Raw genomic sequence first — 18,217 nt, forward strand, 5'->3', positions numbered from 1 at the left:
TGGGTTTATAATTTCATTTTAAAATATCCTTACTCAATAAATAATATTGTCCCGGAGACAACTGGATTGTTTGCCCTACGGACCAATTGACTGTTGTTCCGCTATTCAGGTTATCATACCAGGGGCCTTCCATTGCCGCACTGACCTGAAAAGATTGGTTCACGACATCGAAATTTCCGATAACCATCACCTTTTGATTACCCTGTTGCAGGATATAATACTTTACAGCACCTGTCAGAACGTATTCACTAGCCGGGTTCCGAAATACAGTATTCTCTTTCTTAAAATGAATCAATCGGGCATAATGCTTAAGAAGATTAGCACGGTTGGCATCCGAACGATAATTCCATTTCGACGGCTTATCGCCTGTACGTCCATTCTCATTGATGGAAATATCATAACCAATTTCTCCAAACTGCCATATCATCTTTGGACCCGGAGCAAATAGCAGAAAGGTGGCTGCCTGCTCCATGCGATTCAGGGCGGTTGTCAATGTCTTGGTAGAATAGCCTGAACCTGTATTCCCATACATTTGATTCTTAAACATCAGCCTCTCTTCATCATGAGATTCCATATAAGAAATCAGACGCGGCTGCGTAAAACCATGGCTTTGTGGAAACAACCTGCTTAAATCCGAATTAGCAATATATCCCATGGATGCCTCATTGAAATTGTGATTTAAATTGTTCCACAAAAACATACCCTCATTCGCTAATTCCCTTTCTTCCTGATCGTCCGCAAAATGTTCCAATATCACATAGAAATCCGTATCAATGGCCTTGATAAAATTGTTATACTCTTTCCATAATGCTACGCGGCTTGCATCATACGCAGACCATGTCCCAACACTACTCTCAGCCGTTCCCGAATTTTTCTGCGTAAAACCTTTGGATAAATCAAACCGATAGCCATCAATCTTATATTCTTCTATCCAATAACGCATCACATCTTTTGCAAACTGCTTGGTCAGTGGACTTTCATGGTTAAAATCGTATCCTACATTAAATGGATGTGTCGGCACTACATTAAACCATGGGTTATTAGCTTGCAACACTCCTCCTTGCATATACAGTTGGGCCAAAGGCGATTGTCCAAACGCGTGGTTCAACACGACATCCAATATTACAGCAATACCATTCGCGTGACACGCATCGACAAATTGTTTAAATGCTTTTGCACTACCATAATACTTATCTAGTGCAAAATGGTAGGAAGGATTGTAACCCCAGCTTGAGTTGCCTTCAAATTCCTGCACTGGCATCAATTCTATAGCATTCACTCCTAAAGCTTTGAGGTAAGGAATAGAATCCCGTAGCGTCGTATAATTTTTCTTTTCCAAGAAATCACGGACATGCAGTTCATAAATAACCAAATCATAGGGATGCGGACGTACATATGAAGTTGATTGCCAGGTATAGGATTCCGGAGAGAGATTCAGGACAGAAACAATACCCGATGTCTTTCCGGTAGGATATGACGGCAATTCAGCAGGTATTTGGATAGATGTGTCATGTTCCGGATCCAAAACGGTAACGGCATAAGGATCTGCTATCCTAATCTGCCCACCCACCAAAAACTGATACGTATGCTGTTTAGAAAAATCAAGATCCGAAACTTCTATCCACCAGGTATTGCCATCAGCCGTTCTTTTCATAAAAGACTGTTCCGTAGCCACATAATCATTAAAGCTACCCAACAGGTAGACACTGCTTTTTGAGGGTGCGGATAAGGCAAAAACAACTTTCTTAGTCGAATTATTGATCGTAACACCATTAGCTTTGGCTCCGGAAGGCAGTTCGGCAGTCGTCACATCCTGAGATACCATCACATAAATATCCCGCTGGACCGATTGATTAGCTGAGGTAGCTTTTATCGATAGCCTGTTCAGTCCACCACTGTCTAACCTGATCTTAGTATCAACTTTAGTCGTTTGCGAGAAAGTATTTACAACCTCGTTATTCAGTGATATTTCTACAGCAGAAGCTGCTGATACCGCAAAAACCAAAGGCAAATCATAACCCTTCTCAAACTCATCCTGTTCTGTTATTTCCTGATAGGTTGGCTGCAGAACGGGTGCTGAAACACCTATTTGCAACTGGCTCTTTGCCCGGATCGGGATATACATGTCCGAGCCATCCTTATTACGGGCGACCTTAGATCCATCCATATTCCGAATCAATAGCGCGATATGTGTGGCAGATAACTGCTCCGAAATATTAAAGAAGTCCTTTGGTACAAAGCTAATGCTAAATTTATTGGCTTCAAGGTGCTTGAGCTTATAAGCCGCATCAGCTTTTCCCCATTCTGTAGTCACATGTTTCCAGTCTTTTTCTGAAGCACTCGCACTGGTAATCAAGCCTGCATGTAAATAAAGGCCATCCTTTTCCTGCATCAATTCTTTGTTCCCCTTAGATAAGTCGAAGACTAGGGTAACTTCTTCATCCAGAAATACAAAATCAGTCGTAGAAATTATGAATCCCTCTTTCGCTGTTTCAGCAGGAATTTCTATTTCATTTCCATTTCGTATATCTTTTTTACACGATAGCATTACGGTTGTCGAAAACAACACAAATAATATGAGCGGAAACCTGTTTATCATAACTATTGTAATAAGGGCGTCAGAAAGTAGCAGATGATATCATAACCAAATTTGGCATTGCAAAAACTTCTATATATCACTAACTAATGCTAAATCTTATTTTTAAAACTTATAATTGGTGCATTATCTTTTTCCAAAAAGATGTACTGCTAGATTTGGGAACGTTCCCGAAACTTCTGCTAAAGTAGGGAAAAAAAAATATTTTGAAAATAAAAAATGCTATTTAGTTAATTTTTTTTGACTTGATTCCTGGAAGATAAGGTCAGATTCCAAAAATAACACTTCCTGTATATCAGCCTCTCGGTTACCGCGCATGATCTCAAAAAGATATTCAGTGGCTTTTTTCCCCATTTCATAAGCGGGTTGTTTTACCACACTCAAAGCGGGACTCAGCATATCTGCGATTTCAAGACAGGAGAAGCAGATCAATTTTATTTGATCAGGGATATGTATGCCTAAGGTTTTTGTCACACGCAGGGTACTAATTGCCAACCGTTCCACGGAAGCAAATATGGCATCTGGCGATTGCTCTTTTATTAATTGCTCAATATCTCGATAGTTGATTTCGGCATCATTCGAAGTGTCAAGAGTCAGCTGTTCATCAAACTTAATGCCTCCATCAGACAGCGCTTTAGCGTAACCATCCATACGGATTTTACCGATAGAGACATTCTTATTGATAGCCAGGTAAGCTATTTTTTTACATCCATTCTCAATCAGGTGCGACGTGGCCAGGTAACTGGACTCAAAGTCATTACCAGTTACACAAATGGTATTGATATCTTCATAATACCTGTCAAAAAAAACCAAAGGAAGATTGTGTTTCTTTAACAGTTTGAGGTATTGATGGCTCTTGCCCTCTCCCGACCCCGACATGATCACGCCGTCCACCCGGCCATTGACCAATGTGCGGATTATTGCAGCCTCTTTGTCAGCACTATGATCCGTGACATACACCAATACATGAAAATCATTATTCCTGGCTATAAGTTCAATTCCCTTAATAGCCTGGGAAAAAAACTTATTGCCAAATTCCGGAATGATAATCGCAATAGTAGAGCTCTTACTTCCTCTTAAATTACTGGCATACAGATTTGGGGAGAATCCCAATTCTTCGGCTTTTTTTAATATCCGCTCTTTGGTAGCGGCATTAATATCATTATTGCCCCTGAACGCACGTGACACAGTAGATTTTGATAACCCCAACGCTGCTGCCAACTCGATGATAGTGATGCTGTTTGCCATTTTTATGATAAATCTTACAAAGATACTATTTCGGAGGACGATCCACAACCGTTGCATATTATAATTTTGAATTTCCTATGAATTAACCGTTTAAGTCTCAGCGTACTTTACGAAAAACTAACCTCATCCCCAAAAGCTGGAGTATTTAAAAAGTAAAGAATTCGGGATCGAATTACTAATCTTGAAGCGCAGATCGCTTTTACGATCAAGCAGGCCGAGACAGGCCCCCGAGTGGAGGAAGTCTAGATCAAGCGTTATCTCTTGAACTTTATTGCGTAATCTCTGTGGAATCTTTTGAAGGATCGGGATAATGTTCTCTGATTTTGTCCCGTTCAGTATGGCTACAATGGTCTCTTTTTTGCCCCGTGCTTCTTTATTGGTGACCACGGTATAGAGCTCGCCATGGGATAGGCAGGTCTCGTCAATAGAAAGATGGCCGCTGACATTCTGTGGGAAGATCAATCCATCTCGCGCATTTTCGCGATGCTCCCAATCCTGGAAATCGCTCAGTTTATTGCGGTAGTATCTCCTTAGTTTACTGGCTGATATCCCATAGAATGAACTGATAGTCTGGATGCTATGAGCCTGGTTGTCCGCTGATACCTTTTAAAAAAGCTGCGAAATCCTGTGTGATGCGCGTCCCTTTGGCTACTAACTCCCAATTTCTGTAAACTACTTTGTCCGTATCTTGGCTGAGCCATCTGCGGCGCTTGACATGAAGATAGACCTGCATGCCACGGATAGGAAAATCTTGAAGGGTAACGGGTTCGAAAAATCCCTTGGAAATCAACTTCTGGCCTTGATATTCTTCAGGTGTATTATTGAGTTCCTCCAGAAAGATATCTAGTCTTTTTTCTTCTTTGGAATAGTGGGTCATCTCAAAATAATCGGAAACTCCTTCGGGGATAATTAAGGGCATTAAAGTGTTGAAAGATTCGTGCATCTGTATAAATATCAAAGCACAAATATCTAATTATTTTTTATCCCCTCCACAACTTTTGTACATGATCCAACTATACCCAATTGGTGACAAGGAGAAAACTTTTTTTTGGATTATTTCAAAAACAACTCAAAAAAACAAAATCAAGTAGGTGTTTGACAAGGATAAATAGTGCTACTAAAGGTAAAAATCACCGAAAAATCGCAGATCTGGGTCAAATAGATTATAGTATCAAGGCAGCAGTACTAACTAGAAATGGTAATTCCCAGTGCCTCTTGGACTGACAATTACCATTTTATAAAGTTCATGTTTAACATCTCAACCTTCAACCCTTATAACATTAAAGGTTACAAGCCAGAAGATATTGATAATTAGGCATTTTTAATTACTTTAAGAAATCTTCTACTTTATATTTTGGATTAGGATACTTATAAAATCCTTCACCTGTTGCAACGCCTAATTTACCTTGATCTATAAACTCCGATTTTAATTTTTCTACAATTTCAACCTTTACAGGATCTTTAGTCGCGTCTGCGGCCATTTTGTTAATATTATAAGCAGTAGTAATACCTACTACATCCAATATTCCAAAGGGACCAAGCGGCGCTCCTGTAGCTACCATCCAAGTCTTATCGATCGTTTCAATATCCGCAATATCTCTTATCCACAAATCCATACCAGCACTTAAAAGCGGTACTAAGAGGGAATTTACAATATAACCGGGCTGTTCCTTGTGCAAAGGCAAGGCCACCATGCCTATCTGTTTAGCAAATAGCAGCAAACTTTCAAATACCTCATCAGATGTACCTGCGTGCTTCATCACTTCACCGGTATTATGTTTCCATATTTCATTCGCAAAATGAAGTGCAACAAATTTTTCCGGACGCCCCGTATACTCGGCAAACTGGCTAGGCAACATAGTCGATGAATTTGTTGCAAATACCGTTTTAGCGGGTGCCAATTTTGCCAATTTCTGATAGAAATCAATCTTAATTTCCGGATTTTCAGGAACAGCTTCAATAACTAAATCGGCATCTTTTACAGCCTCTCCCAAATCCGAACTATAGGATAATCTTGCTTTGGTAGCTGCCAATTGTTCATCTGTAGCACCTAAGTCTCTTTTAAAAGCAGCACTTAAAATAGCAAACTTTGCTTTTGCCTTTTCTAAAACTTCATCATTAATATCGTAAACAGTTACATTAAAGTTATGAAAAGCCGTTTGAAAAGCGATTTGATAGCCTAATACACCGCTTCCCGCTATTATTACATTTTTAAACTCCATACTTTTTGTTTTAAGAATTATAAGAAATCAATACACAAATCAGCGCAAGTATTGCGGGCAGCCCTTGTTTTAAAAGGATACTTTTAGAAGAGGTTATACCTCCATAAAGTGCTGCAACAATCACGCATCCCAGAAAGAATACACGGATATTAAAACTCCATTCTGGGTTTTCGATAAAAAAAGACCATATCAGCCCCGCCGCTAAAAAGCCATTGTACAAACCTTGATTAGCCGCTAAGCCTTTGGTTGCCTTAAACAGTTCTTCCGGTAAAGCACCTCTAAAAGTCTTTTTGCCAACCGTTTCCCAAGCGAACATCTCCATCCAAAGGATATACAAATGTTCAAGAGCTACAATTCCCGTTAATATTAAGCTTAAAGTTTCCATATTTTAAATCTCCATAACTTCTAACATGCTTTCCTAACCTAAGAAACAATATAAACGGACAACTTGTTTTACAATATAAAAAAAACTATCTGTTCATGATGTAGACCACATAGATCAGCATCCCAAGATTATCTCTAAGCTTTTTTGCGGCTCTTTTCAAATGCGTATTTACGGTATTTTCAGAGATATTCAGTTGCTCGGCGATCTCCTTAGCACTGAGATACTGTTCAAAGCGAAGTAGATATACCTCTTTCATCTTTTGCGGCATAGCATCGATCTCTTGCCGGATCATCTGGGCAATGTCTTTTTCGCGAATCAGATAGTCGGTCTCCGTGCTATCAATATCAATATAATGATCTCCCTGTTCAATATATTTACGGATTACGGACTGGTGTCTAAAGATATCAAAGATCTTATTGAGTACTGATTTGTAAAGAAAGCTAGAAACCGAGGAATTGATGGCAAAACGGGCCCTATTGTTAAGGAGCCAAGCAAATACCTCCTGCACAACATCCTTAGCCTCTTCTTTGTTGTGGAGCTTATTGTAGGCGAATAAATAAAGCAGCTTATTGTACCTATCGTAGACTTCTTTGAATGCACGATCATCTGCTGACCGTACAAGATCAGCCAACTCTATATCACTATATGATGTGTAATCGGTCATTGGCAAAAAAAATGGACCGCAAGTTAGCTAAAAAATAGTGATATTATCTTAATTAAAAAACTCAGCCCCCCATTAAGCCTATGTTTACATTAGCCGAAGCGACCAAGGTTTGCTGCTGCTTAACACTTGCTTTAGCGTTGTCGTAGGCGGTTTTTGCTTTTTGGTACTGGAAATCAGCAACAACTTTTTTGTCACTTAATACTTTATATTTTTCCAATTCCAATTCTGCTGTCGCTAACTGTGAGTTAGCCATATCTAATGAAGCTAAAGCGTTATTTTTCTGTTCAGCATAAACGCTAGCATTGATGCGAAACAAAGGTTGTCCTGCTTGTACATACGCACCCTCATCCACATATATTTTGTCGATATAACCGCTTATTTGAGGACGCAGGTCGATATTGGTTTTACCTTGTAGACTTGCCGGAAAAGACTGTTCAATAACAGCATCAGTTAGTTGAAGCGTCAACACTTCTGCATCCACAGCTTGCGGAGTCTCTTGGTTATTTTGCTCTTTCCAATTACAGCTTTGCAAAGCCAGCACAGCGGCAAAGAACAAAACCATTACATTGTTTTTTTTACTTATCAGACGTATCATCGATTCTTTCTTTAAAATCATTATTGGTAACAAAAGTAAATCTGTTACGCACTTGCATTTATGTAAAAGAAACTGAAGTGGGGAAAATCGTGAGCTAAGTTTTTTTAATTCTATATTTGAATTCGTAGTATGTCATTTAAATGCTACGAAACCAACTGCATAAATTATATACGGGTACAACAAAGTAGTTACCTTTACGTGCAGACTTGCGATTCGGTGAAACACTTAAAATTTGTTTGTTATTTATAAAAAAAGCCTATATTAGATTTATAGCAATTGCGGCTAAAACGTATGTCAAACCAGTGAGCGATTCGGTGAGTAGAGAAATAGATGGATTTTAAAACACTGATAAAGAGACTAATGATCTAAAGGTGTTATTCCCCTACGGGCTACACATCTTGAAGTCAAAACATACAAAAGCCTGCAAATTAAACGTTTGCAGGCTTTTTGTTTTTTACAGCATCTTGATTCATTCAATTATTCGCATAAAAAGGGTCATGTACAAAAGTTGTGGAGGGGATAAAAAATAATTAGATATTTGTGTTTTGATATTTATACAGATGCACGAATCTTTCAACGCGTTAATGCCCTTAATTATTCCCGAAGGAGTTTCCGATTATTTTGAGATGACCCACTATTCCAAAGAAGAAAAAAGACTGGATATCTTTCTGGAGGAACTCAATAATACACCTGAAGAATATCAAGGCCAGAAGTTGATTTCCAAGGGGTTTTTCGAACCCGTTACCCTTCAAGATTTTCCTATCCATGGCATGCAGGTCTATCGTCATGTTAAGCGCCGCAGGTGGCTCAACCAGGATACCGATAAAGTAGTCTACAGAAATTGGGAACTAGTAGCCAAAGGGACGCGCATCACACAGGATTTCGCAGCTTTTTTAAAAGGTATCAGCGGACAACCAGGCTCATAGCATTCAGACCATCAGTTCATTCTATGGGATATCAGCCAGTAAACTAAGGAGATACTACCGCAATAAACTGAGCGATTTCCAGGATTGGGAGCATCGCGAAAATGCGCGAGATGGATTGATCTTCCCACAGAATGTCAGCGGCCATCTTTCTATTGACGAGACCTGCCTATCCCATGGCGAGCTCTATACCGTGGTCACCAATAAAGAAGCACGGGGCAAAAAAGAGACCATTGTAGCCATACTGAACGGGACAAAATCAGAGAACATTATCCCGATCCTTCAAAAGATCCCACAGAGATTACGAAATAAAGTTCAGGAGATAACGCTTGATTTAGCCGGTAATATGGGATTGATAGCCAAAAGATGCTTTCCCAATGCTGTTCAGGTAATAGACCGTTTCCATGTTCAGCAACTTGCTACCGAAGCGCCTCAGGAAATAAGGATAAAGCACCGCTGGCAGGCCATTGACGATGAAAATCAGGCAATTGAGGGCTCCAAACTAACGGATGAAGAAGTCGATATTCTTCTTAAGAACATGGACATCTCAAAACTTCAAGAGCGGGATGAGCAAGAAGTCGTCGGATATTATGAGGCCCTGGACGTTATTGATGAAAATTTTGAAGAAATTCCGGTGACTGAAAACGGTTTAAAAAACCTGCATAATGTTCTTTTGAAATATAGTGAAAAGATAGATGGCATAGGGGAAACTATAAGCAGCACTCCAATGCTGTCGAAGCGAATATGCCTGACGGAACAACACAGATAATATTTCAAACCACCGCGCCGGGATTTCCCACAGAAGACGCGATGCGTGAATTAATAACATGGCATGATGCCGACAAGGATACACATCCTTTGGTTAAATGTGCGCTTTTTTGCTATGATTTCGTATCCATCCATCCCTTTCAGGATGGAAACGGGAGGTTAAGCCGCTTGCTTGCTACGCTGCTTTTACGCAAATATGGGTATAAATGGATACGATATGTAAGTTTTGAACACGAAATCGAGAGTCAAAAAAATGAGTATTACAGGGTTTTAAGGACTTGCCAATCCCAAAGGCCGGGAGAGGATATCACGCCGTGGGTCATGTTTTTTCTGACGAGTTTGAAGAATGTTCAGGAGTCGTTGATGCTGAAGATCGAAACCCATGGAGTACAACAGGCCATCTCACAAAGGGAAAGACATTTGTTAACCATAATTGAGGCAAATCCGGGTATAAAAACCAGCGACATGGCGAAAAAACTTGGTGTTTCAAGTGCAACAGTGAAAAGGATGTTGGACAGTCTTTTGTCGGCAAAACTGATAGAAAGACACGGAATCGGCCCCGGGTCTTATTATACACTGTTATAGTCATCGGCTCACCATTGGTTCTTACTGGCTCATATCGGCTCATTTCAGACACCGTGTTTCTAAATCTGCACAAACCAAGGCATTCTCACCGCTTAGGCCACCGAACGCAAGGCGAGGGAATTGGGTCAAGGGCGCCGGAGGGCAAAGGCCTGCGGGCAGCGGCGTTTATATACCCTTGACCTTTCCCACGCCGAGGGTAATTTTGGCCGGGCGGTGCAAAGGCCGGATATCCTGAACCATCCGTAAACTCACCTCCTGATACCCCGTGACTGCGCTTTCTTTTTCCGTTTGCGCCGCTTTTCCTCCTCCTCGATGGGGCTTTGCTGCTCACCCGCTCCCTCCACCGGAGCCATCAGCAATCCCAATAGGTCGGCAGCCATGCTGCCCGTGGTGGTCAGCATTTCGCCCACGCTTTCGAACATGCCTTGGGCAACATCATGTGCCAGTTCCATCGCCAACGGCTTACCCTGCGGATGCCGCTCGGTTAATTCCGTGAGCGTGTGCATCTGCGCTTTTTGTTGTGCCGTGCCGTTCTTCATCGTGTTGGCATATTGCAGGCTGTCTTTCAGGTTACGCTCAAAATCGAACAGTTCATCGAACAGCGTTTCGCCGGACTGCTTGAACGCCGTGCGGTCGAATTGCCCCAGCTTCCGCGAATGGGCTTTGTTTTTGCCGCGTGACGTGTTCTGCGGGCTTAGCTTGATTTTATTGGTGATGTCCTTGCGGCTCACGATAATCTGGACGTGCATCTGCCGCCCCTCCTTGCGTTCCCCTTTTCTCTTTTGCCCGCTTTTCACCTCCCTGTCGTTGTGGCCGTAATAGCGGTGGTTTTCCAGCTTGCCGAACCAAAGCAAATCGCTGTGGCTGTCGATGCCGGGGCGTTTGAAGTTACGGGCATATTCGTCCATTACCCTCGTGGCAAATTCCTTTAGCTTTTCCCTTGCCCCGTCTCGCCGTATTTGGACACGAGGTGCGCCAGTTCCTTGTGGCTGGGGCTGACGTTAATGAGGAAGAACTTGCTGTCGTCCCTGCCCAGCTTGGCCACGTTGCGGTCGATGCCCGTCCGCACCTCGTGGGGTTTGATGTCGTTGGTCGTCCCGTTGAACCAACGCTCCGGCTTATTTTCCATCCCGTTTTCGGGCTTCATCCGGTTTTCCTTTTCGAGGTAATGCACCAGCGCACCGCTGCTGCCCTTGTTGTCGCCCGTTTCCGACTTGGTGATGTTGATGTACATACGTTACAGATTATCCAGTGATTGCCTTGCATGCTTGGCCAGTTCCTCCTTTTTGGCCGCCGATACAGGCCAGCCGAGGGTTTCCCTTTGGGTAATGTAGTAATCCAGTACCTGCCGGAACCTGGACTTCAATGTTTCCCTTTCCCGCATGTTGCCAAGTATCTTTTTCAGTGTACCGTCCACCAGTTTCAGGTAGCCGATGGTTTCCCTGCCCATGATGGTTGCCTCCGACCGCCCTTTGCCGATGTTCTTCAAAAGCGGGCTTTGCATCTTGGCGATGGCCATCAGTTCCTCCATTGCCGAATACATCGGCACCAGCATATCACCCTCCTGTTTGCGGATGAACGAGAGGATGCGGCTGATACCGCTTGACAGTTCCTTTTTCAGCACCTCGTCGTTCAGGTCGGCGGGGTCTTTCTTGCTTTTGTAGAAATAATCCACCATCTGCATGACCACTTCCCGCTTGGTGCGGACAAGTTTCCGCGCAAGCAGGGTGAGCCGTTCGTCCACCGCCTCGGGGAAACGGACGGATTTCGTGTTCTCGTCAATCCTGACCATTTACCCCTCCCTCCCCGTGGATGATGAACCTGAACCTGCTGCCCTTGGCCGGATGCCATGAGGGGCGGTACCCCAAGTAGCCATAGGCCACCAGTTCCGACAGGCATTTGTGGTAGGTGGCGATGGAGCGTATCCGCGAGAAGCGCATGAGTTCCCGGCGGCTGGCGTGGAAATGATTATTGGGATTGCCCCAATCTTGGTGGTAGAACAACGCCGCCACCAACCCGATGTGTGTGGGCAGTAAACGCCTATCATCGCCAACCCGCTCAAAGAACGCACTGAATGCGTGCTTGGGCAATTCCATCCGTTCACCCATTGCAGTTACCTCCCTCCATCATTTTCCTGATGTCCTCCCTGCGGTAGTACATGCTGCCGCCCACCTTGCGGTACGGAAACGTGGCGCCCGCACGGAGGTTCTGCAATGTACCGGGCGATATGCCCAGCAGCCTGCGCACCTCGGCACTTTTCAGCCATTCCCTGTCAAGGCCTTCTTTTTCCCTGCTCCCGATGATTTGCTTGAACTCTTCCAGCATTTCCCGCTTGAACTGCCGGAGGTCTTCCCGTGTGACGATGTCTATTTCCATATCTCTATCATTATGTTCCCATATCCATATATCCCGGTAGCGGGATATTGATTTACGCCGTTTACACGGCATATGGTATACCGCCAAGTATACCGAAACCTTATGCTGGGGCTGTGCCAGCGTATAAGGGTATCCCCGGAGGATACCCGAAACCCCCATGGCGATAGCGTGGGGGCAAGCAAGTAGGGCTATGCCCAACTTCCGCTTGCTCCATTCCCATCGGGGAATGGCAATTTGGTGGAGTGTGCGAACAGCACGGTTTGGCGCTGCGGCCAAACAGGGTGATATCCGGTGTTTCCGTCGGGCGGCACCCATTCCGTTGGGGCAAAGTTGGGGGATAAAACGGGGATGTGGATGACCAACCGGAGCGGCATGGTCATGTTCGGAAATTGAACGGGTCGGGGTCAGGCTTGGTCTGCGGGGACAATGCGGAATAGCTTCCTGTCTTCGGGAACCTGCGAACCTTTTATCGGGGCTTCGCCCTTGCCCACAAAATAGTTGCGAGCGGTATCCAGCGGGATTTCCTTGCCGCCGTGGTTGAAGTATTTCGCTATTAGCTTGTAATATGGGCTATGATGGTCGCTTTTGAGCAGATTCCTCCCGTTTGGTAGTTCCACTACGCGCAGTTGCTGGATGAGGTCGATGAGCGTGGGCAGGTAGCCGTCCTCCACGTACACTTTCTGTGAAATCCCAAATTTCGTATGCGCTTTCAACTGTTCTTCCAAATCCAGTATATGGGCTTCGAGTTCGGCTATCTTTCCGTCTTTTTCTTTCAGCAGCACGTCGTTAGGCCGGATGTTCCATTTATCGCGTGTGCCGAGGTATTGCTGGAATTCGGTAAGTTTCCCGATGTTTGACAAATGCCGTGAATGCCCGGATGAGAACGGATCTTTTCGCTCGAAATATTCAATCCGCTTCTGCACAATTTGCCACACATGGGCAAGGAAGTCCTTTTCGGTGCCCTTCCCGGTTGATATGAAATGGTTAAAGTGGTGGGTGTAATAGGCTTCGAACTCGGCCTTGTCCAATCCGTAGATTTTGAGCAGGAAATGGTTGTCGCCGTACCACGTCTTCAAACCAAATATGTTACCTACATCAAATGGGTGCGGGGAAAAATCAAAACGTTTACTGCTTTTAAAGTATTTTAATCCCATTTTGATAATCTTTAAACCTGTAGCTACAAAATCCTGTCCAATGTACTTTTGATTGAATTCAGTTGCGCATTGCCAACCTTTGCATAAAGCATCGTGGTCTTGATGTCATTGTGACCAAGTAGCTGCTGTATGAATGACATGTCCGTGCCGTATTCCAGTAAATGTGTGGCGTAGCTATGCCGCAAACCGTGTATCCCTATCGGCTTGTTTACCTTTGCGGCTTTCATCGCACTCTTAAACACCGCTTGGACACTGCGGACGGAATACCGCCCACCGTACTGACCTTCAAAAAGATAAGTTTTAGGGTGGTACGCTTTATAATATTCCCGCAGCGAATCCACCACCGCGGACGGTAGCGGTACGTACCGGTCTTTCTTTCCTTTGCCCGCTTCGATGAGCACCTGCATCCGTCCGCCGTCGATGTCACTCACTTTCAGGTTGACAACCTCACTTACTCGCAATCCCATTCCGTAGCACAGTTGCAGCATCAGCAAATGTTTTCGGTTTCGTACCGTGTCGAATATCCGTTTTACTTCCTTTTGACTCAGCACTTTTGGTAAAGTGGATGGCTTCTTCGGCCGTGGGATTTCGGCAAAGAAACCCGGTTTATGGAGCACCTGTTCAAAATAGAATTTGATGGCGTTGAGCCTGCTGTGCAGCTGGCTTTCCGAAATCTTCAATGTATTGATGCAATAAAGGATGTAAGCTCGGAGACGGTCGTAGCCCAGCGAATCAACGGGCACATCTTTCAAAATATACAGTAGCTGTGCAAATTCGACCATGTAGGTCTTTATGGTGGATGGGCTGTAGGCTTTCATCTGCAACACCTCTTTCATGCTTTGCAACTCCCGAGCATTCACCGGTGACAATTTGGACAATACCCCTTTGCCAACCGGTGGGGTTTCCATCCCGAACAGTGTGCGGAAATGGGTGCTGTCCGGTACATACCAGCACTTTTCAGACCTGCTCCACCTGCCTTTCAGCGATTTGACTAAATCAATTTTTGCCCGGTCGTATTTGAAATCCACCCAAATGACCGCCGAATCATTATGCCTACCCTCCCGGAAAGCAAAATCGGAAAAATCAATAGCTTCCATACTGCGCATTTTGTATTACCTAATAAAGCAAATCTAACAAAGTTACACAAAATGCGCAAGAGATAAAATCCGACAACACCAAAGCAAGACACTTAAGAACAACTATTTATAGGGATTAATAGAAGGACGTTTGACGTCCTTGCATACATAAGATTATTGCGTATATTTGAGAGTTAGCGGTCATTGTAGAACGACACCCAAAGACAAGAGAAATTGATATGAAAAATGAATTCAAACTTAGACCGTGGAGCATTGCGGACTTAGATAGTCTGGTCAAATATGCCAACAACTGGAATATTGCAAAAAATATGACAGATAAATTTCCATTTCCATATTCTGAAAACAATGGAAAAGCATTTATTGAATTTGCGACTAAAGACGACCCAATACATATTTTTGCAATTGAAATTGACGGGCAGGCTGTCGGTGGAATTGGCATTCATCCGCAAGACGACATACATAGAAAAAATGCTGAACTTGGCTACTGGCTGGCAGAGCCGTTCTGGGGACAGGGTATAATTAGTAGTGCCATCAAACATGCAATAAACTTTGCTTTTGAAACATATGACATTGACCGAGTATTTGCCAGACCATTTGGAACAAACACTCCTTCACAAAAGGTTTTGGAAAAGAACAACTTTGTTTTGGAAGGGAAGTTCGAGAAAGTATTAATGAAAGATGGCATTTTATTAGACGAATTAATTTATGCAATCAGACGAAACAACTGGAATAAATAAACAACGAACCGCTAACAAGGTATTGCCAAAAGCGGGGCTGAACAGCTTCGATTGAGCATTTGTACAAAGTTCAACTTTCGTTCTTCGATTGAACTTTTGTACTAAAAATCCCCGCCTTCGGCAATACCCCGCCCGTTAGCGGCAAGCGTGGAAAAATGCACTAAAATCACAAAAACGCTTTTCACAGTAATTTAAATAAATCTAACAGTTTTATGTTTTTAAAAAATTAGACTGATGCAGTATAATGTCCCCAAACACTTTAAAGGTCTCACAACTGAGGAATTAAAAACCTCTCGAAAAAAATTTGGTTTCAATCAAATAGACGCTATTAAAAAAAATGCGTGGTATAGGATGTTGCTCGATATTTTGAAAGAACCAATGCTGCTTTTGCTTATTGCGGTAACAGTTATTTATATAATAGTTGGCAATTATTCCGAAGCTATTTTTATGTTGGGCGCTATTATTGTCGTTTCTGGCATTTCATTCTATCAAGACAATCGCAGTAAAAAAGCACTGGAAGCGTTGAAAAAATTGAACGAACCGTTAAGTACTGTTATCAGAGATTCAATCGTGATGCAAATTCCCACAAACGAAATTGCCGTTGGCGATTTATGCATTGTCGAAGAAGGAAAAATGATTAGTGCTGATGGCGAAATTGTGCACAGCAATGATTTTTCAGTTAATGAAGCCTCACTAACAGGTGAAAGTTTTTCAGTATTTAAAAGTCAAGAAACCGAAGATAGAAAAATATATAGCGGAACGCTGGTAGTATCTGGTTTGGCCATCTTTAATGTAGAGAAAATTGGAGCAGAAACCAAACTAGGGAAAATCAGTCAATCCATTCAAGATATCAAAGAAGTTCATTCGCCACTGCAAATTCAGATTACCAAATTTGTAAAGGGAATGGCGATTATTGGTGTTATCGTGTTTCTGATGGTTTGGGGATTTAGTTACTGGAAATCAGGAGATATCATACAAAGTTTACTCGCTGGATTAACCTTGGCCATGTCTGTGCTTCCAGAAGAAATCCCTGTAGCCTTTACTACTTTTATGGCTTTAGGTGCCTGGAAGTTAATGAGTGAAGGTGTGATAATTAAACGTAGTAGTGTGGTCGAAACATTGGGCAGTACTACAGTGATCTGTACGGACAAAACGGGAACTATTACTGAAAACTCCATGCGACTGAAACTTTTATTTGATTACAAATCAAACAAGGTTTTTGAGGATACGCAATTCAATACACCTGAGCTTTCAGAGCTTATTCGTTTCGCTATGTGGAGTAGTGAACCCATTCCGTTTGATCCCATGGAAAAAACACTGCATCAAATTTATGAGCAAACACAATCCAATGATGAGCGGAAGAATTTTCAAATGATACACGAATATCCATTAGAAGGGAAACCTCCAATGATGACGCATCTTTTTGAAAATAGTTTAGGTGAAAGAATTATTGCAGCCAAAGGTGCGCCCGAAGCCATTCTTGCCGTTTCTAATCTTACGGAAAGCGAGAAGGACAATTTACGACAACACATCATCAATTTCGGAGCGCAAGGGTACCGAGTACTGGGCGTGGCTAAATGTAATTTTGAAGGCAATCACTTTCCTGAAAAACAACAAGATTTTTCTTTTGACTTTTTAGGATTCACTGTTTTCTACGATCCACCGAAAGCGAACATTCAAGAAGTATTTAAAAAGATATATGCTGCAGGCATCAAGGTAAAAGTCATCACAGGAGACAATGCAGATACAACAAGGGCTATTGCGCATCAAGCAGGAATTATAAACGAAACAGCAGCAGTAAACGGAACCGATATCGTTCATCATACAGAAACCGAATTGATGGAACTTTCTAAAAGCACCACACTGTTTACGCGTATGTTCCCCGAGGCAAAATTGGCAATTGTAAACGCTCTTAAAAAGAACGATGAAGTGGTGGCCATGCTGGGAGATGGCGTGAATGATGCACCTGCTTTGAAAGCAGCTCATATTGGTGTAGCGATGGGAAATAAAGGAACAGAAATCGCAAAAGCAGCGGCAGCATTGGTTATTGCAAATGATGATTTAGACAAATTGATCACTGGAATAGCGGCTGGAAGAAGAATTTATTCCAATCTCAAAAAAGCCATTCAATATATTATATCCATTCATATTCCGATTATTCTAACGGTTTCTTTACCCTTGTTTTTGGGTTGGATATATCCGCATATTTTCACACCGGTACATGTTATTTTCTTGGAGCTAATAATGGGGCCAACCTGTTCTATTGTCTATGAAAATGAGCCGATGGAAAAAAATACAATGCTAGAGAAACCACGTAAAATGACCGAGACATTCTTGAGCTGGAAAGAATTAAGCATTAGTATTATTCAGGGATTGGCCATTACCGTAGGCGTTCTAACTGCATATCAGTATGCTGTACAAAACGGTAGTAATGAAGCAACTACACGTTCAATAGTTTTCACAACTTTAGTATTTGCAAATGTGTTTTTGAGTATGGTTAATCGCTCATTCATTTACAGTGTATTTGATAGTTTTAAAAATAAAAATACATTGTTCCCATTAATACTTGGAGCATCTTTGGTTTTACTTATTGCAATACTCTATATTCCGCCATTCGCTTCTTTCTTTCAATTGAGTAGTATAAATTTCCAGCAATTCTTAATCTCAATTTTAATTGCTGCCGTGTCGGTGTTGTGGGTCGAAGTGTATAAATGGGTTAAAAGGTTGAAAATAAATAGCTAAAATTACACCGTTAACGAAAACGCCAGCCTGTAACAGGCGTTTGGCTCAATGGCGGGTTAAGTGGTTAATTGAACATTCTACCTCGCATCAACTTTTGTGGTGTATTGACAGTTTGGTGCTCCGAA

At 42.6% G+C, this 18,217-nt stretch carries 19 protein-coding genes; 5 read left to right on the forward strand and 14 right to left on the reverse strand.

Annotated features, from left to right (window positions below):
* Positions 1-13: 13 nt before the first annotated feature.
* The 7 genes from H8B04_RS09980 to H8B04_RS10015 form a co-directional block, all read right to left on the reverse strand.
* Positions 14-2,599: an alpha-amylase family glycosyl hydrolase gene (locus H8B04_RS09980; RefSeq protein ID WP_190302264.1), complete on the reverse strand. Its 2,586-nt coding sequence runs from the start codon at positions 2,597-2,599 to the stop codon at positions 14-16.
* 219 nt (positions 2,600-2,818) lie between these two features.
* Positions 2,819-3,844: a LacI family DNA-binding transcriptional regulator gene (locus H8B04_RS09985; protein ID WP_190302265.1), complete on the reverse strand. Its 1,026-nt coding sequence runs from the start codon at positions 3,842-3,844 to the stop codon at positions 2,819-2,821.
* A 577-nt stretch (positions 3,845-4,421) separates the two neighbouring features.
* Entirely contained in the window at positions 4,422-4,787 is a 366-nt protein-coding gene (locus H8B04_RS09995) for an ISAon1 family transposase N-terminal region protein (RefSeq protein ID WP_093099137.1), read from the reverse strand.
* 382 nt (positions 4,788-5,169) lie between these two features.
* Positions 5,170-6,066, reverse strand: a complete 897-nt coding sequence (locus H8B04_RS10000; RefSeq protein ID WP_190302267.1) for a 3-hydroxyacyl-CoA dehydrogenase — start codon at positions 6,064-6,066, stop codon at positions 5,170-5,172.
* 10 nt (positions 6,067-6,076) lie between these two features.
* Positions 6,077-6,451 (reverse strand): DUF1304 domain-containing protein, encoded by a 375-nt coding sequence (locus tag H8B04_RS10005; protein ID WP_093099140.1) that lies wholly within the window; start codon positions 6,449-6,451, stop codon positions 6,077-6,079.
* A gap of 85 nt (positions 6,452-6,536) precedes the next feature.
* Positions 6,537-7,115: an RNA polymerase sigma factor gene (locus H8B04_RS10010; protein WP_190302268.1), complete on the reverse strand. Its 579-nt coding sequence runs from the start codon at positions 7,113-7,115 to the stop codon at positions 6,537-6,539.
* Positions 7,116-7,176: 61 nt separating this feature from the next.
* Complete coding sequence (locus H8B04_RS10015; RefSeq protein ID WP_190302269.1) at positions 7,177-7,710, reverse strand: efflux RND transporter periplasmic adaptor subunit; 534 nt, start codon at positions 7,708-7,710, stop codon at positions 7,177-7,179.
* Positions 7,711-8,270: 560 nt separating this feature from the next.
* Between H8B04_RS10015 and H8B04_RS17080 the strand changes: the two genes are divergently transcribed.
* The 3 genes from H8B04_RS17080 to H8B04_RS10025 are packed head-to-tail and all read left to right on the forward strand — an operon-like array spanning position 8,271 to position 9,986.
* Positions 8,271-8,636 (forward strand): ISAon1 family transposase N-terminal region protein, encoded by a 366-nt coding sequence (locus H8B04_RS17080; protein ID WP_223815360.1) that lies wholly within the window; start codon positions 8,271-8,273, stop codon positions 8,634-8,636.
* Positions 8,637-8,664: 28 nt separating this feature from the next.
* Positions 8,665-9,402: a transposase gene (locus tag H8B04_RS17085; protein WP_449449427.1), complete on the forward strand. Its 738-nt coding sequence runs from the start codon at positions 8,665-8,667 to the stop codon at positions 9,400-9,402.
* Entirely contained in the window at positions 9,378-9,986 is a 609-nt protein-coding gene (locus H8B04_RS10025) for a Fic family protein (RefSeq protein ID WP_223815362.1), read from the forward strand. Before H8B04_RS17085 ends, H8B04_RS10025 begins: the two co-directional genes overlap by 25 nt.
* A 248-nt stretch (positions 9,987-10,234) precedes the next feature.
* On the opposite strand, the gene H8B04_RS10030 is transcribed toward H8B04_RS10025, so the two are convergent.
* The 7 genes from H8B04_RS10030 to H8B04_RS10055 form a co-directional block, all read right to left on the reverse strand.
* The gene (locus H8B04_RS10030; protein WP_317170654.1) at positions 10,235-10,894 is read right to left on the reverse strand and encodes a DUF5712 family protein; all 660 of its coding nucleotides are present in this window, start codon (positions 10,892-10,894) and stop codon (positions 10,235-10,237) included.
* A gap of 20 nt (positions 10,895-10,914) precedes the next feature.
* Complete coding sequence (locus H8B04_RS17340) at positions 10,915-11,220, reverse strand: DUF5712 family protein (protein ID WP_317170655.1); 306 nt, start codon at positions 11,218-11,220, stop codon at positions 10,915-10,917.
* A gap of 3 nt (positions 11,221-11,223) precedes the next feature.
* Positions 11,224-11,778 carry a BfmA/BtgA family mobilization protein gene (locus H8B04_RS10035; RefSeq protein ID WP_190302270.1) on the reverse strand — a complete coding sequence of 185 codons (555 nt, stop codon included), beginning with the start codon at positions 11,776-11,778 and terminating at the stop codon, positions 11,224-11,226.
* The gene (locus H8B04_RS10040; protein WP_223815363.1) at positions 11,765-12,082 is read right to left on the reverse strand and encodes a hypothetical protein; all 318 of its coding nucleotides are present in this window, start codon (positions 12,080-12,082) and stop codon (positions 11,765-11,767) included. Before H8B04_RS10040 ends, H8B04_RS10035 begins: the two co-directional genes overlap by 14 nt.
* 4 nt (positions 12,083-12,086) lie before the next feature.
* Positions 12,087-12,362: a helix-turn-helix domain-containing protein gene (locus H8B04_RS10045; RefSeq protein ID WP_190302272.1), complete on the reverse strand. Its 276-nt coding sequence runs from the start codon at positions 12,360-12,362 to the stop codon at positions 12,087-12,089.
* Positions 12,363-12,766: 404 nt separating this feature from the next.
* Positions 12,767-13,516 carry a hypothetical protein gene (locus tag H8B04_RS10050; RefSeq protein WP_190302273.1) on the reverse strand — a complete coding sequence of 250 codons (750 nt, stop codon included), beginning with the start codon at positions 13,514-13,516 and terminating at the stop codon, positions 12,767-12,769.
* Between the two features lie 23 nt (positions 13,517-13,539).
* Positions 13,540-14,613: a tyrosine-type recombinase/integrase gene (locus H8B04_RS10055; protein ID WP_190302274.1), complete on the reverse strand. Its 1,074-nt coding sequence runs from the start codon at positions 14,611-14,613 to the stop codon at positions 13,540-13,542.
* Positions 14,614-14,831: 218 nt separating this feature from the next.
* On the opposite strand from H8B04_RS10055, the gene H8B04_RS10060 reads away from it, so the two are divergent.
* Positions 14,832-15,350, forward strand: coding sequence for a GNAT family N-acetyltransferase (locus H8B04_RS10060; RefSeq protein WP_190302275.1), 519 nt, complete (start codon positions 14,832-14,834; stop codon positions 15,348-15,350).
* Between the two features lie 234 nt (positions 15,351-15,584).
* On the forward strand, positions 15,585-18,092 hold the full coding sequence (locus tag H8B04_RS10065; RefSeq protein WP_190302276.1) for a cation-translocating P-type ATPase: 2,508 nt from the start codon (positions 15,585-15,587) through the stop codon (positions 18,090-18,092).
* Positions 18,093-18,217: the final 125 nt, after the last annotated feature.

This window comes from Sphingobacterium litopenaei (assembly GCF_014692495.1).
Lineage (GTDB): Bacteria > Bacteroidota > Bacteroidia > Sphingobacteriales > Sphingobacteriaceae > Sphingobacterium > Sphingobacterium litopenaei.